8 protein-coding genes and 1 pseudogene are annotated in these 16166 nt (G+C 59.3%); 4 read left to right on the top strand and 5 right to left on the bottom strand.

The window, feature by feature from the left end; all coding sequences use genetic code 11:
• Position 1 precedes the first annotated feature (1 nt).
• A complete protein-coding gene (locus X739_RS148995; protein WP_198026149.1) occupies positions 2 to 2245 on the bottom strand; it encodes an AAA family ATPase in 2244 nt (747 codons plus the stop codon).
• A gap of 61 nt (positions 2246 to 2306) precedes the next feature.
• Entirely contained in the window at positions 2307 to 6125 is a 3819-nt protein-coding gene (locus X739_RS149000; protein WP_023794953.1) for a hypothetical protein, read from the bottom strand.
• A 623-nt stretch (positions 6126 to 6748) separates the two neighbouring features.
• On the opposite strand from X739_RS149000, the pseudogene X739_RS1000000170570 reads away from it, so the two are divergent.
• Positions 6749 to 7402, top strand: a pseudogene (locus X739_RS1000000170570) (transposase); the annotation flags it as partial.
• Between the two features lie 290 nt (positions 7403 to 7692).
• Positions 7693 to 8085 carry a transposase gene (locus tag X739_RS149005; protein WP_245273876.1) on the top strand — a complete coding sequence of 131 codons (393 nt, stop codon included), beginning with the start codon at positions 7693 to 7695 and terminating at the stop codon, positions 8083 to 8085.
• 1270 nt (positions 8086 to 9355) lie between these two features.
• Here the strand turns inward: X739_RS149005 and X739_RS149010 are convergent.
• From X739_RS149010 to X739_RS149020, 3 genes are all read right to left on the bottom strand, one after another.
• Entirely contained in the window at positions 9356 to 10072 is a 717-nt protein-coding gene (locus tag X739_RS149010; protein ID WP_023774783.1) for a Crp/Fnr family transcriptional regulator, read from the bottom strand.
• A 134-nt stretch (positions 10073 to 10206) separates the two neighbouring features.
• Positions 10207 to 10488: a hypothetical protein gene (locus tag X739_RS149015; RefSeq protein WP_023774782.1), complete on the bottom strand. Its 282-nt coding sequence runs from the start codon at positions 10486 to 10488 to the stop codon at positions 10207 to 10209.
• 436 nt (positions 10489 to 10924) lie between these two features.
• On the bottom strand, positions 10925 to 13225 hold the full coding sequence (locus tag X739_RS149020) for a mannose-1-phosphate guanylyltransferase/mannose-6-phosphate isomerase (protein WP_023794951.1): 2301 nt from the start codon (positions 13223 to 13225) through the stop codon (positions 10925 to 10927).
• 590 nt (positions 13226 to 13815) lie between these two features.
• Here X739_RS149020 and X739_RS149025 point away from each other — a divergent pair.
• Both X739_RS149025 and X739_RS149030 read left to right on the top strand, forming a co-directional pair.
• Positions 13816 to 14151, top strand: a complete 336-nt coding sequence (locus X739_RS149025; protein ID WP_023774779.1) for a hypothetical protein — start codon at positions 13816 to 13818, stop codon at positions 14149 to 14151.
• A 173-nt stretch (positions 14152 to 14324) separates the two neighbouring features.
• Positions 14325 to 16157, top strand: coding sequence for a GNVR domain-containing protein (locus tag X739_RS149030; protein WP_023794949.1), 1833 nt, complete (start codon positions 14325 to 14327; stop codon positions 16155 to 16157).
• Positions 16158 to 16166 lie beyond the last annotated feature (9 nt).

Raw genomic sequence — 16166 nt, 5'->3', positions numbered from 1 at the left:
GTCAGAGTGCCTCGAGCGCCGCAAGGATTTCGGCCTTGGCTTTGTCGCGCAATCGTTTGAGCGTCACACTGCTGGCAATGCGTCGACGCTGGAGGTATTCCGCGACCGCCTCCTGCACAATCCGGTGAACTTCGCTTGAGCCAACCGGGAGCGCTTTAGCTATGTCGGTCTCGAACTGCCGAAGGATCTGTTGGTCGCTATCCGTAAGCCGTTCACCTTCTGCTTTCGCCCTGATGAGATCCCCGATTTGCGCGAGCCGACGGTCAGATGCGGCATCGTCGCTGGACAGAAGTTGGAAGAAATCGGACGTCAGCAGCTGCTCGATCCTTAGATCTGCGACGGCCGGCAGTCCCTCCACTCTTTCCACAACGATTGGCATCTGGGTTTCGCGAGTGCTGTCAGTGGCAGCCACGCGTTGCAGCACGACCACCTCTCCTTCGCCCATGCCTCGCAGGCAGAGTGGGTCGTGGGTCGTGACTATGAACGACATCCCGGGGAGTGCAGTACGCAGGCTGGTCATCACCTGAACCTTCCAACGCGGATGAAGATGTGCCTCGATTTCGTCGATCAGCACAACGCCCTGAGCTGTCTGGAAACTCTCAAAGCCCTCGTATACTTGTGGGTCAAGCAAGCCGCGCATGATGTCGCATAGCATCGCCAGCATCGACCGATAGCCTGACGAAACGGACTGCAGCGGCGCGCGGCTATAGCGAAACTGGCCGTTCGGTTCAGCGATTGAAGTGACCATGCGCAGTTGGCGCGTGCCGCGCTCGCGCTGGATGACGTCGAAATCGCCCTCGATCGACAAAAGATCGCGCAGCGTTCGAATGACCATATTGAAGCGATCTTCAGGCAGCGATTTCAGCCATGGCTCGGGGTTGGACAGCGTGCTGCCATCGAACAGATTGCGGATATGTTTGTGTGGGGCCGGACGCCTGGTGGCGGTCAGGAACCGTCGAAACGCGCCATAGGCGAACACCGGCACCTGCTGGTTGCCGAGCTCGCTCTGCACGACCGCTGCTCCCTGTTCAATGGCTAGGCTAACGGATTGCCCGGTCGCTAGCGCGACCTGGACTTTGGCGCGCCTTTGGCCGCCGCGAGTGCGCTCCTGACCAAGTTGTGAGGGATCGAGCACAAGACGAGACCATAGTACGTCGAGGGCTGTGCGAGCAGCCGGTGTGGTGACCGCAAGCGCGATCGCCTCGAGGATCGAGCTTTTGCCGGTCGCATTCTCGCCGAGGATGATAAGCGATGGGGCCCGTCGATAGGACAAACCCTCAAGTGGCTCGAACGGCTTTGCGAAGGTCAGTTCGAGCTGCTCTATCGCCTTGAAATTGGTGATCTGGACCGAAGCGATCGGCGCCCGAACCGAGTAAACTGATCCGACCACCCAGCGACCGGCACGTAGGCCATTGTCTTCCCGCGCGATCGCTTCGAGCGCGGATCCGAGACGCTGCTTGGCATCGGGCTCGCTGGCCATTCTGAGAAAGAACACGCGGATTTGCGTTCGCGAGCTGCGCACACGAACGCCGCTTGAACCTCCGATCCAGCGCGCGAGCCGGCGCAGCAAAAGGAACCAGGTGCCGCCGAATTCCATCGCTGGGAAGTCGAACAGCTGCTGCCAGTCCGGGTGCTCGCTTTGCACGCCGGGCGAAGCAATAAGCCGGGTCAACCTTTCGATCAGCATCTGATACGCGTGGTAACGCTGGTTGCGGCGATCAGAACGGTTCAGATTGAAGACAAGGACCGTGGTCTCGCCCTTTTTCGATTCCCCGATCAATTCGCCGTCGAGCTTGGGCAAAAGATGCTTTTCGAACTCGCGATCGCGACACGGATCGAGCAGCAGTATGTTTTCCCTGGGTGGAAAGGATGGCCACAATCCGTTGGCATTCTTGACATATACATCGATCTGCCGAAGCACTGGCAGGGGCGCACGCGAGGCAACAACCGGAAATTGCGGTTCCAGCGGGACGCAGCCTCGGCAGATCGGATAGAGATTCTGCCAGGCGTCGACGAGCCAGAGATAGTAGAGATGTGCGTTGCTTGACGACGGCAGCGGCAGCGCATTTCCCGCAGGGCGGAAGCGATGGACGAGTAGGTTGTCGCTTGCTTCGCAAAAGGCGCAGCGTCCACCTGTCAACACGCTCACCGCCTCGACGAGCTGTTCGTCATTCGCCTGTATGCTCGGCGCCGGCACGCTCGTCTGCGCGCGGCGCTGTCGTTCGAGGGCCCAAAACTCGCGCATCCGTCGACGCGCGTCGTCAGCTACTCGGGAGCGTAGAACCAGAGGAGCTTGTTCGGGACGGTCAATTCTTTGCATCTGCCAGCCCACCAATTGACCGGTCAGAAGAACGCATTGCGTCGAACTGTCGGAACCGATCGACCACTTGCGAGAGCGTCCAGGAATGCAGATCGCCATCAGAGACTGCGTGTTGAAAGGCGCGAGCCCGTATGTAGTCACGATAGCGCGGCTCGGGATGAAGCTCCGCGATCTCGAGAATCGCTCGGTAAGTCAGCCCGCCGGGAATTTCTGTCAGCATCGCGAATAGACGCTCGCGCGCACCTTGCGCGTCGTCACGAAGTGTCGGCGAATAGACCCCCTTGCCTGCTCGATCGATGTCATCTGCGACCGGAACGACGCGGTGCATAACCAGATAGAGGTCCTTTAGGTAGGTCGGCGCGCGAAATTTCCCGAAGATAGGGCTATTTTCGCGGTGGCCTCCGAGCAGCCCGACGATGAATTCAAGCGCGAAGTGCGTCTGGTCTACAAGAGCGCCAGATGCCAAAAGCCGGGCGAACGCAGCAATCGCCGGCGCCGGTTCGCAGTCCGCCCACACCGCGTACCAGATTGGTTGCTGATTCTCCGGAACCGTGACGTCGCCAATCTTTCGCCGAGCGAGTGCCGCCAACTCGGGGGGCGTCACCCCACCTCCGACGATGATGGTACGGCAGTAGCGAAGGCAGTCCTGGTTTGGCGGATGATGGTTCTCGAGCCAGCTATACAGCAGCGGCCCGATTTCGGTGTGGAGCCATGAGCCATAGTACACCAAGTCGCTCAGGACATAATGAAGAGGCTCGTCGGCGGGGCTGTTCGCAAGCTCCCATTCGACCTCCTTCCAAATGAGAGCGCGGCCGATCTTGGGCCACGCCCGGTAGAGTCCTTCGAACCAGCGTGGGAAACCGTTGAGCTCCCACATGGCATAGCGAAATGCACGGCTAGCGTCGCGCGGCTCAAGTCTCGGCTTCGAATCGTCGCCAAGTTCGATGTCGAGGCCAGCCATGGCAAATATGAGAGCATAGGGGATCGAATTGGTGTAGGTGCCTTCTGATCGCAGGCCGGGCTTATGTGCCCGCCACTGGGCAACAGCTGCATCGCGATAAGCCTCGGCAACCTCGGGGCCAAGTTCTGGGATCAGAGACTGCCAATCTGCTCCGCGGGCCCGGCTTCCGCGCATACCGTCGCCCTCGACCATCCGCAGCAGATTATATTGACCATTGCTCAGTTTCCCGGGCCTGACGCCGGGCGGAGCACGAATGATGTCGGGATTGGCGATAACCTCGGCCACGAAACGAGCCCTGTTCCTCGCTAGCGTCCGGTCGCGGTTCTCGCGCTCGATGCGATATTTACGCTCTTCCTTCTGGTGGCTGCGTGATCTTTCCGAAATCGGCGGGTTGAGCCTTGCCTCGAGTGCCGCCTCAAGCACTGCTTCGCCGGCCACCGCGTTTCGAAGTTGATCTAGCCAGACAGGGGGGCGACCATTCTGTTCATAGGTCCGGAATGTGCGTGACAGTGCCACAAGACGGTCATCGGCGAGATCGCGTTGCCTGATCCACGCAAGTGTTCGCGCAAAACTTGAGGCATCGAAACTCCAGAAATGTCCTACCCAGCTGATCGGCCAGTCATCGTTCAGCACCCCGCCGGTAGCCCTTTCGGCGGCGCGATACTCCGCGGCGGTCCACCAAAAGAGGCGATCATTCAGTACCGCCCATGCCGGAATGAGCTCACCAACCGAGGACTTTCGATCCTGATAGTCGTCAGCGTGCCAGAACCGTAGCGCAGGCGCCGCGGCGAGTATGGAAAGCGATGTTTGCGCTAGCGCGACCGGCGACCTTGCAACAGCGAGTCGCTCGATGCCGTGCAAGGCCGGGCTCATCAGCCACTGATATTCCTTGGACACCCGGCATTCGCCTCGTTCTATATGCGGTTCGCGCGAGAGGAACAGCTGAAGGCCGGCGACGAGTGACCCAAGTGGCCCCTCGTCCGGATCGCGAGGATCGAGAGGAAGGCGGCCAACGAAGCTATTGAGCCCGTGGGTAAGCCCGGTCACCTCGAATTCTGTCCGAGCTTCGAGCCGTTCGATTGACGCGAGCAGAAGTCGAACCGTGACGGCATCCGCCGGCGCGTGAATAGCGAATTCCGCAAGCAGCCGGCGCGGCCACGTCTGCTCATTTGCGTTGACCTCCCGCCACAACCGATGCAGTTGCTCGGGTGTGCCGACCCTTGCCACTGCGCGGATCGAAACGAGGCGGGAATAGATACCACGGGCCGGATCAGACGCGATGTTGGCCAGGGCGTCGACGCATCCAGCCATCTCTCCCTGCCATGCAAGACGGCCCAGTACGAAGAGCGCATCATCATTGGTTCTGTGTCGAGCGATCAGAGCGAGCACCTGATCTTCGAGGTCGGGTTGGGCAATTCGCGCTATTGCGCTGTTGTCCAATCCGCGCAGGCTAGATGTTGGAGCGATCACATGGTCGATCAAGGTAACAAGCAGCTTTTGGCGGACTCCAAGCGGCAGCAGGGAGGCGTCACCTCCCTCGACTGCGATTTCGGGGTTCGTCGTCAAGACGCGGTCGCGTGTCTCGTTGTCGAACAGGATGAGCCAAGGAAGCAGCGGCCGCAGTTTCGGCGCCAGGATCTCCTCGCCATATTGGCTGCGGTAAAGAAGCAAATCAAACTGCCCCCGGCCGCCCACGCGGCCAAAGAGGCCGGCAGCCCATTCTGCCGCTAACAACTCACGGACCTCACGATGCCGGAAACGGACTTCGCCGTAGATGGGGTCGCCGAATACGTCGGTCGTCAGCAGCGCTTCGATTTCAGGCTTCTCCCAGGTTGGCAGCAGGGCTTCGGCGTCGAGCGCTCCTGTTGCGCAGGACCCCGGCAGCCGAATACTGGGAACGCCGGTCAGGATCACGGTGATCGCGATAAGGCGAATGGCGTTGGAGGCTCGCTCGAAGTTGAGTGCTGACGCACCGGCTGTACTCCAGTCACGCGAGATATGCCGACGGACACCGCCTTGCAGGACGGCCAGCCGACTGGCGAGGGCGCCGGTCTCAAGCCATGTCGCGATGAGATCCTGAAGGTCGAAAGGCAAGCGGGCCAAAGGCAGCAGACCACCGCGTTCGAGCGCGTCGAGGAAGGCGTCGACATTGCTGACCTGCCGAAACGCAGCGAACTTGCGAATGTCGGCTTCGTCGAGCGCCGCGAGCATGTAGAGATGAAAGGCTGGCGGAATTTGTGCGTCGCCGGACTTGCCTTGGGTCTCGACTTCCCGGGCTTCATCGTCGGTTTGATTGTCCTCGCCGACAACCTCTTTGCGCTGCGCCTCGAACGGCAGAACTTCATCGATGATCGCGCGATCAACGACGGCTCGCCAGGCATAGGGTCGGCTTGAGATGTAAACGTGGGCTCGATGGCGCGCATTTCGGACCCGCGCCGCGAATGCACGTATGGCGACCTCGAATGCGCGTTGCTCCGAGAGTCGAATCTCGTCGACCGAATCGAGGAAAAACCAGGCCTCGCCGGATCCATCAAGCCATGCGTTGAACGCCTCCTCGGTTCCGACTTCGAAGGCTGTTCCGAAAGTGTCGTCAATATCTTCGATACGAATGAAAAACGCGGGCTTGCCGTCGGCCGCAAGGCGCTCGGCCGACGCCCTCAATTCGTGGGTTTTGCCGGCGCCGGCGTCGGCGAGGATAACAACTCGGTATTGCCCGACAAGACTATCCCAGCCGCTACGTTCACCTTGCCCAAGGCTTGGCAAGACCTCGTCAAGTGGGACGTCCTCGCGTTGATAAGGCTCAGGGATGGTCGTGAATTTGCGCGTTAATGGGACGGACCGCATTATCGGGGGATCTCCGCATCTATTTTGGGTTTCTCGTGGTCAACGTAGATGCGCGCTTTGGACAAAGCAGGAGACAACTCGAATCGCATTCAACCCACAGATCAAGCTATTTATGGCGACTTCTGGTGGCAGGTCGACAAAAACGTGATGTTTGTAACCCGGTTACAAGAGAAACTATTCAACTAAAGTCAATATTTTTGTTTTCGCAACTCAGTCTGGCTGCATCGCCCCGGATTCGCTGACGAACGGTAGACACAATCGCTTAGAGGGTGCCATTGCGCGGGACTTCGCAACATCGGTCGATCGGCGGAGAAATCACTTCTCGGTGTAGATCGGCTTTTCACACCGAGTTTCATGCTCACGGGCATGGCGGCTTTCCGCACACCCGTTTCCGAAGCTGACTGTCCGCAAATGATGCGGTGGACGGCTCTCCTCCCGCCCTGCGGTATGATCGTGGGGCCAGAAGCTGGAGGAGATCTATGATGGGCAACGTTACGACGATTGGTCTGGATATTGCGAGGTCGGTGTTTCAAATCCACGGGGTGGATGCGGCGAGTGAGGTTGTCGTTCGCAGGAAGCTGACGCGTGGGCGCGTGNGGGCCAGAAGCTGGAGGAGATCTATGATGGGCAACGTTACGACGATTGGTCTGGATATTGCGAAGTCAGTGTTTCAAATCCACGGGGTGGATGCGGCGAGTGAGGTTGTCGTTCGCAGGAAGCTGACGCGTGGGCGCGTGATGGCATTCTTCGAGAGCCTGCCACGTTGCCTGGTCGGTATCGAAGCCTGCAGCTCGTCGCATTATTGGGCTCGCGAGCTAATCGCACGTGGTCACGATGTGAGGTTACTGCCGGCACAATATGTGAAGCCTTAGCGGCAGAAGAATGATGCCGCAGATGCAGAGGCGATCTGCGAGGCGGTCACTCGGCCGACCATGCGCTTCGTGCCTGTGAAATCACCCGAGCAGCAAAGTGTGATGATGCTGCACNAAGCCTGCAGCTCGTCGCATTATTGGGCGAGAGAACTGACTGCACGTGGCCATGATGTCCGGCTGCTGCCGGCACAGTATGTGAAGCCTTATCTGAAGCGGCAGAAGAATGATGCCGCAGATGCAGAGGCGATCTGGGAGGCGGTCACTCGGCCGACCATGCGCTTCGTGCCTGTGAAATCACCCGAGCAGCAAAGTGTGATGATGCTGCACCGGGTCCGGTTGATGCTCAACCGCCAGCGCACGCAGATATCGAACGCGTTGCGGGCACACCTATCCGAGTTCGGGATCGTAGCGCCGATCGGGCGGAATGGGATTGAGCAACTGCTCGTGGTCGTCAACGACGAGAACGAGACCAGGATACCAGCTGACGCGCGGCTATGCCTTCGCATGCGTGAGGCGCAGCTCAGGGTCGTGAAGAAACAGATCCTCGAAAACGATCGTAGGGTTCGGGCGAATGCGCGTGAGACNAGTTCGGGATCGTAGCGCCGATCGGGCGGAATGGGATTGAGCAACTGCTCGTGGTCGTCAACGACGAGAACGAGATCAGGATACCAGCTGACGCGCGGCTATGCCTTCGCATGCTTGAGGCGCAGCTCAGGGTCGTGAAGAAACAGATCCTCGAAAACGATCGTAGGGTTCGGGCGAATGCGCGTGAGACCGAGCTTGGTCGCAGGTTGATGGAAATCCCAGGCGTCGGCCCGCTGCTGGCAAGTGCATTCGTGGCTACGGTCGCCGATGCGCATGCGTTCAAGTCGGGGCGCTGTCTATCGGCATGGATCGGACTCGTGCCGAAGCAGCACTCGAGCGGGGGGAAGGAGAGGCTCGGCAGTATCTCCAAGGCCGGCAATCGNCAGTTGATGGCGCGGCGAACAGCCAAGGTTGCGGCGGTTGCGTTGGCCAACAAGACCGCCCGGATGGTCTGGGCACTGATGACGAACGGTGAGCGCTACAGGGAGCCGGTCATAGCATAGAACAAGATAAGGCGAGCGATCGCTGACGAGGTTGGGGACGTTGAGTCCGCCGGGTCTGAGATTAAGCGCATTGGTATGCGACGAGTCCTGATGTACCAAGAAATAACATATTGCTCGGCCTGGCCTTTGGCGTTTCCTTGGCGCTTGTGCTTAGTCTAGCGTCCTTGAGTGCATTCCTAAAGTAAGTTCAGCATCGCTATGTCCGCAGACGAGACCAAAAAAGCCAAACTCGAACGCCTGATATCATCCGTACCGAAGCACGAATTCGAGTTTCTGATGAAGTTCGGAAAGCTCAGCAGGCAAGAAGTAGCAGGCGCTCGTCGAGAAGCACAATGGCTTTCGCGCCCGGATTTATGCTGACTTGGCGGCCAAAGGAACATTCAGATGGTAGGGACCACATTGCCTGCGAGTGACTCTACGTCGAGCACGGCGTGACCCTGGGACGGCAATCTTCCGTCATGCAGTTCCCATCCCCCATCCTCTCTACTCCAGCGGCGCTATATGGCTTATGACGACACCATCTAACGCGAAAGGGCTAGGGCCGCCGACGAGCCTTGCCGACTTCCCGCTCCGGCCGGCTCCAGCTCGGCTGCAGTGAGGGGAGGGATCGTGCTGTATCGCGTCCCGCAGTCGGCATTCCCGGCGCTCTAGCATGCCGTCCTTCAGCCTCTGCGTTCCGCTCTCAAAATAGGTCTGAACAGCAAGTCCGCAATCCTCGGTTTGCACGCGATCCCTTCCGGCCCCGGCGATGGTGGTGGTCGTCCGATAGGCTTAATTGCGGTGTCGCTAATATAAGATATACCACGCCTTGCGGGAGGCCCCCCGACCGCGATGGCCGGTGCGGCCCGCATCCCAACACCCCAGACCGCGCCGGCCATTCCAGCTCGTGTCCAATAAGGGGATGTAGCTCGCGCTGGCAAAGCTGCTTGCATGTGGATTTGACAGCGCCGCGATGAGCGAGCCGCGCACCGGAGGCATCGGCGCTGCGCCATAGGTTTGGTGCGGACACCAACATTTGCCTCAAAGGGCTACGATGAGGGCTTTGCTGGCTAGCAGCTAAAGGGAGATGGAAATCACCCAGGCGTCAGCGCCGCGGAAGCATGGGCGGTCGAACACGCAAGGTGCCGGGAGCCGGCCCGGCGGAATCCCTGGGAAGGGTCATCCGGCGCCAATGGCCGTGCAGAGCCAACCCTTTTGCCGGCCTTGCTGCGGGACGGCAATGCGCTCCTCGCTCAGGAGGCATCTGGATGCCAAGTTGCTCCTACACATGTCAACTGTCGATATAGCTGCATTCGAAACCCGCATATTCCGTCATGCCTCGTAGATCGAGCACGCGAACACGGCCTTGCCGGAATTCGAGAAATTTACGCTCGCGCAGTTCGCGCAGCATCCTGTTGACATGAATTGGAGTGAGACCGAGGGCGTCCGCGAGATCGTACTGGGTCAAAGGGCATTCATAGCTATCGCGGGTGACGGAGCCTATGTGTTCCAGGCGCGTCCTCAATTCGAGGAACAGATGTGCGGTACGCGCCAAGGCACTGCGTCGTCCAACATTGGTGAGATGTTCAGCGATGACCGCAGCCTTGTGCCCAAGAGCCTCGACGACAAGGGAGAAAAGATGGGGGGATTTCATGGCTGCGAGCGTAAATGTCTTGGTCGAGGCTACCAAGACGTTCAGTTCGGTTTGAGCAACAAACGTTTCAAGCGCGCCACCCCCGCTCGACCGAGACAGGACGAGATTCCCTTTCAAGGCAAAATCAAGGATCTGTCGTTGCCCCCCTGCAAGTTCGTGCGACAGGCAACCCCAGCCCGACTCGACTATGAATACGCGATCATTGTCCTCACCCTGGCTGAAAATGACCGTCTCGGGTGGATAACGCTTCGGTGTGAACCCCAGCGTCTTCATGAGCGCCGAATCTTCGTCGGCAAGCCTGATATACGATGAGCGCTTTTCATTCCCGCCCAAAAACTGTGAAGCGTACAACATCTATAATCCCGCCCGATGTCTTCCTTTCTATCCCCAACGGATCGAATGTACATTAAATTTGGCGTGATGGGTACCTGTGCGACGTCGCAGCTACCAGCATGCGAAAGCAAGCGTTGTGCGTCGCAACCCCGCAGCTAGCTTTTATTTCTTGTGAACGTTTCTTGCATGGAATCGACTATTTCGGCGGCGATGAAGCTGCTGCGATTGTCCACTTGGCCGGCGGCATTCCGCAAGGTCTTTGATGCGTCCTTGAGCAACCCTCTTATCTGTCTCGCCGACAACAATTCCGATGCCTCAAGTTCAAGCAGCACCGATTCACTTACGTGCAACGCGGCAAGGGCAACAGCTCGAGGCTTGGTGGCCAGCAATTTCAAGAGATCACTGCTGGGCCTAGTACGCGATTTCTTTTTTGCCATGGTATGCTTCTCAACTGTCCGGACAAGAAGGGTATTTGGACTCACATCACCTCGCCTTGAGCGATTTAATCGCGATCCACGGCGGCAACCAGATTGGAAAAGCTCAATCTGTGCGTCCGTTTAGACATATTGTAAGCATGCTATCCCGGTTTGGAGCGACGACACAGAGGCAGGCATACCGAATTAGCCGTAGCTTGCCCTTCCACCTTGGGACACCACGATACCGCCGTCGCCGCTGAGACGTCCCATCGGAGAACGGCGACAAGTTTTTTATCAGAGAAACCATGGTCACTTACCCAGCTAACGGGGTCGCCGCTTGCCGTCCGCGACGGGTCTCGCCACCTTTGATCGTACGGGCGCGTGCATCGCTGGCCTGCCACGCTGTCGAATTCTTCCGTACCCAGCCGGATGAATAGTGTTGGGCAGACCGTGAGGCCTAGCCCAGAGCCCGCGCGGCGACGCCCTTGCCCAGGCCCAAAGCCGGCATCGGGAAAGATTCGATTTGCCCTTCGGTCTTGTCCAAATACTGCATCAAGGCTGTCACCAAGTGGTAGAAAATGCTGGCGGGAACCTCCGTTGCCTGTGATCTTCCTCGCTCGTCAATTCTGTCGATCCACAAGCCAAGGGGGGCGGGATCGATATGCCATCGAAAGAGGCGGGCGACACGGGCCTCTATCTCTGGTTTCAAATCAGGCCCGCCTATGCCGTCCAAGGCTATGGCTGCCTTGATGGCCTCGCATTGCGGCCAACTGCGCGAGAGCCGGTCGATGGGTATTCCCTGCCGCGACACAGCCGCGTAAGCCAGACCCGTAGCCCGATTCAATCCGCTGGCGATCGCGGACGAATAGAGCTTCCGTGCGTAGCTGGCCAAGTCCTTTTGTCCGCTTTTTTGAGCGAAATCGATGAGAAGCGAGGCCCATTCGAAATGGTGGCCTGGTTCGGTCGACAAGCCTTTTTCTCCAGGCAAAGGTAGCCAGTCGACGTCGAAATTTTCCCCTACCGTCCAGCTCTCCTGGTCGAAGAAATGGCATCTGAAGAGATCGACCACGCGAGCCGCCCGGCGCAGATAGGTGCGGTCGCCAGTAACGCCATGCCACGCAAGGAAAGCCTCCAGCATGTGCATGTGGGGGTTCGAAAACCGCATCCCGTTGGAGCCGGAGGTTTCCAGGAAGCCGTTCAGACGGTCGTCTTCGAGATGCGCGTCGATGAAATGAAATGTCTCTTGTGCCAGTCGCAAGGCCTCGCGATGGCCGCATCGATGAGCATGGCAAAGTGCCAGGAGTACGCAGGAATGATCGTATGCGTCCTCCGCAGGGTCAGCCACGCTGCCATTGACATTAAGGGTGCGCACCCAGCCGCCACGGGTGGTACGGCCATATTTGGCAATGAAGTCGATGCCGTGGTCGATCAGCTCGTCGGCTGGTCCGGCCCAGCCGCGTTCCTTGGCCACCGCGAAGGCGTAGATCTGGCGAGCCATGGTGCGCATGCGCTTGGGCCTCCCCAGCGGCCTTGTGTCGAAACCGAGCGCCTCGTGAAAGCCGCCGTTCACATCATCGACCCCTACGGTGGACCAAAGCGGCAGGGTTTCGTTGAAGAGCCAATGTTCGACGCGCTTGCGCCAGGAACCGTTGATGATGACCCGGTCTCCGGAGGGTGTGTACTTCGTCTCAAGCCGTCCACTCTTTTCCAACTGCTCGACGACCTTCTTCACGTTCTGGCTGTGGCTGACAGGGGCGACGAACACCGCGTCCGGTGTCGCTACTACCGCCACCCCCGTCATGCCGATGACGGTCAGCAGCCTGCCTTGGCTCCTAAGGTAGGAGCTGTCGCAGTCCATGGCGACGATGTCGCCCATAACGACATTGCCATTGCGGTCTGTCGGGCTCGCTTCGAGCAGCGATTGCCACGACCCAAGGTCGTTCCAGCGGAAGGAAGCCGTAACCATGGCAATATCGCGTGCATGCTCCATGACGGCATAGTCGATCGAGGTGGAGGGTACGGCCGAGTAGAAGCCCTGGGGGAGACAGATACCCGAGAGGTCCGTGCGTGCAGTCTTGTGGGCCCGTTCTGCAGTTTCCCAGATGTCCGGCTGGAACTCGAGAAATGCCCGGCGCATGGTGTCGGCACGAAACAGGAAAATGCCTGCGTTCCAGTAGAATCGTCCTGACGATACGTAGTTGCGCGCTGTCTCTGCGTTGGGCTTTTCGACGAAGCGCGAAACTGCAGCCACGCGGTCGTCGGTTCCTGCAACTTCTATGTAGCCGTATCCAGTTTCCGCATGCGTTGGCTTGATGCCGAACACGATGATGCTTCCTGACTCGGCGGCAGGAACGCCCGACTCGACGGTCTCCCAGAATTGCGCGTCGGTCGATATTTCATGATCGGAGGGAACCACGAGCACAAGTGCATCGCTACCATGTTCCGAGATCGTCTGCAGGGTGGCTATGGCGACGGCCGCGGCGGTATTGCGACCGACAGGCTCGAAGATCGGTTTACCGCCGTTCAGGCCGAGCGAAGCAATGTCAGAGATAACGCGATCGGCATGTCGTTCGGAAGCGATCAGGTAGATTGGAGTCTGATTGTCGGGCCGCGCCTTGAGCCGCCGGACAGTCTTTGCCAGCATTGAACCGTCGCCCGAAAGGTCGTGGAATTGCTTGGGATTGTCTTCGCGCGAAAGCGGCCACAGGCGTGAACCCACGCCCCCGCTCATGACAAAACAAACCAGCTCGGATGCCATACTGGAGTCCCTTCTTAAGAAATCTCTGGTTACTCGCTCCGACCTATGGATCTTGGCGCAACTGCAGGTCGAAAGCATCGACCATGTCGCGGCGCCCTTTGGACGGAGCAGCGCACCAGAGCCGGATTATAGGCTTCTCCGACGAGGCTGTCACAGTGGCCCCGGCGAGGAGCTGGCAGCAGCGGCGTGAGGCAGGCAGACTGCGAAAAGCCATGCCGACGTCCTGGATCCCAAGGCCGCCAAGGAACAGCCGGGCTATTGGGCGCCATGTTGGCGCGATCAAATGGCTGCCCAAGTCACGTCCACTACCATCCAGCGCGGCGGCCGGCCGGACACCGCCTCGTGGTGTAATTGAGTTTGTAGAGGACACCTTCCGCTCCGAAATCGCTCCGACCCGAGGCAGGGTCTTAGCATGCTGTGGGGCGCCGGCCTCGTCAGGAATTCGGGCAGTCCAGATACCCAGATACGTTCCCCTCATCCAATAGGAGATGCCAGGCGACCGCCGAAAGGATGCCTCGTAGAGGCGAGCGCGTTTTGTATTCTGGCACATGCGTTCCATTCGGGCGCTCAGGTAAGGATTGGGCCGCAAAATGCCGTTTCCCGCATTGAGGTCTCCATCGCGCAAAGATGTCGATGAAAGGCGCCTCGGCCGGCTGGTCCGCCTGCTTCAGGCCACGCAAGTCGAAATCGAGAAGGAGGCGACGCAACTTTATCCGTCGGAAAACGCGATGACGGACTGCGCCGCGTTTTCTGTGCAGGCGCTTGAGAACGGCGAAACCCTCGAAGTTGTCTCCGTGAGGATCGATACGCTCACACAAAAGATGATGTTGAATCACACACGGCAGGGCTCGCTGCAGCGGCAGCTGTCATTTGTGCGCAGGACTCAAGCAGAATTGCAGCGCCTTCTTCCCTCCCATAGGACGTAGCCGCATACGCCAATTGGCGGCGTTTACCTTCCGCACCGCCGGGATAGTCTTTTGCGGCAATCTGGGATCGCGGGGCCTCGGCTTTCAATGAAAACAGTGGCCGAATGCCAAGGACCACCTGCATGGGGACGGCGTGCGCGCAGGTTTCCGCGCACGCCTGCCGGAGGCGTTGAATGAACCGCATGTTTCCCAATCAATGGCCCTCGACAACGGACCAGCAGGCTTCCGTCGAACAGGAGTTCATTGGCCTCTCCGACATAACCAGATTTCTGCGGTGCTATGTTGGCACCATCATCGCCTGCCTTGCCGCGGCGCTCTTGGTGGCCGGCTTCTACAATTTGACCACCGACCCAACCTTCACCGCCAGCGCGCAGATCCTGATCGAGCCGAAATTGCCGCAACACCTGCAGGAGGGTGGTGAAGTAAATCTGTCATTGGATACCGCCCAAGTGGAAAGCCAGATCGCAGTCATGCAGTCGGAAAAGATCGCTGCGATGGTCATCGACCAGCTGAAGCTCATCGATGACCCCGAGTTCAACCGTCCGCAGGCTCCGACTTTTCGGGAGAGATTCAGGAGGATAGGAGCCATCCTGCTTGACGCTTTCGGGCCCCGGAAAAGCGCCTGGTTCACCTCGCTTTGGGAGCATTTCGGCCTAGGCGTGCCTGAAACGCCTGCGACGCTGACCGATTATCAAAAGTCTCGGCGCAGCATGTTTATTTTCCGCAACGGCATCGACATCCGCAGGGTCGGCGTTTCCTATGCGATAGACATATCCTTCACCTCTTTTGATCCCGAGGGCGCAGCCAGGATTGCGAACGCCACGGCCGATGCCTTCGTGCGCGAACAGATCGAAACCAAGACCGACGCCGCGAAGGAAGGCGGCGCGTGGCTCGAGCAGCGCCTTGGCCAGTTGCGCGCCCAGATGAACGAGGCCATGGCGAAAGCGCAGGAGTTCCGGTCGCGGCACGACTATAGCGTCGGCCACGAAGCCAGCGGCGGCACGAGCGCTGTGCCGACGCTCGAAGAGCTTGAGGTGACTGCTGAAACCTACCAGAAGATGTACGAAAGCTTCCTCCAGGCCTACACCAACTCGGTAAGCCAGCAGTCGTATCCGGTCGCCGACGCAAGGGTGATCACGGCTGCGACGGCGCCGCTCTATCCGAGCGCTCCCAGGCCGAAACTGTTTCTGGCCTTGGCGGCAGTTACCGGGCTCATTCTCGGTATCGGAATTTCGTTTGCCAGGCATACGTTCGACTGGACCATAAGGTCGCCGCGGCACATCCGCGACAATCTGGGTGTCGAATGCGTCGGAGAGGTGCCGCCCACCAGCTGGAGATTGGATTCCGGCCGCCTCGACGAAGTGGTGAAATACCCGTATTCCCCCTTCAGCCACGGCCTCAGGAAGGCACGAACGGAAATCAGCCTTGCGGAAACCAGTCATCCGATAAGATTCCTTGGGTTGACCGCTGTCTCCAACGACAGTTCGAAAAGTTCCGTCGCCAGCAATCTTGCCACGCTTTACGCGATGTCCGGCCTGAAGACGCTGGTGATCGACGCCGACATCCGGGCGAGCATGACCACACGTCTGCTCGGCCCGTCACGGGCCTTCGACAGACCGTGCCAGGATCCCGTTCGCCTCAACATCGTCCGCGCCCCGGGACGGCCGTTCGACATGCTGCCAAGTTCGGTGGTGGACGAAAAGCATCTGCTGGCGCCAGACAAGATGAAGGCGCTCCTTGCGGAACTTACCGCCAGCGACCTGGCCGCATACGAGTTTGCCGCCTACGACATCGTGATCGTCAACCTGCCGACGCTCGCCTCGGGCGCCGACGAGCTGATTGTGGGATCGGTCCTGGACTGCGTCGTGATCGTCGCCGAGTGGGGCAGGACACAAGTCGAAACACTGCGGGAACTTGTCAGGACGCTGCAGGCCAGCAGGACGCCGATACTTGGCGTGCTCCTGACGAAGGCCCGCGCGATGACGTCCAAGCGCCGCAAGGCATGAGGCCGGTAT

The sequence above is a fragment of the Mesorhizobium sp. LNHC209A00 genome (assembly GCF_000502915.1).
Taxonomy (GTDB): Bacteria; Pseudomonadota; Alphaproteobacteria; order Rhizobiales; family Rhizobiaceae; genus Mesorhizobium.
This window is presented reverse-complemented; position numbering and strand designations above follow the sequence as displayed.

Coding starts and splice junctions, on each gene's coding strand:
- X739_RS148995 (WP_198026149.1), bottom strand. CDS start 2,245: ATGCGCGAGTTTTGGGCCCTCGAACGACAGCGCCGCGCGCAGACGAGC.
- X739_RS149000 (WP_023794953.1), bottom strand. CDS start 6,125: ATGCGGTCCGTCCCATTAACGCGCAAATTCACGACCATCCCTGAGCCT.
- X739_RS149015 (WP_023774782.1), bottom strand. CDS start 10,488: ATGGCAAAAAAGAAATCGCGTACTAGGCCCAGCAGTGATCTCTTGAAA.
- X739_RS149010 (WP_023774783.1), bottom strand. CDS start 10,072: ATGTTGTACGCTTCACAGTTTTTGGGCGGGAATGAAAAGCGCTCATCG.
- X739_RS149030 (WP_023794949.1), top strand. CDS start 14,325: ATGAACCGCATGTTTCCCAATCAATGGCCCTCGACAACGGACCAGCAG.
- X739_RS149025 (WP_023774779.1), top strand. CDS start 13,816: ATGCCGTTTCCCGCATTGAGGTCTCCATCGCGCAAAGATGTCGATGAA.
- X739_RS149020 (WP_023794951.1), bottom strand. CDS start 13,225: ATGGCATCCGAGCTGGTTTGTTTTGTCATGAGCGGGGGCGTGGGTTCA.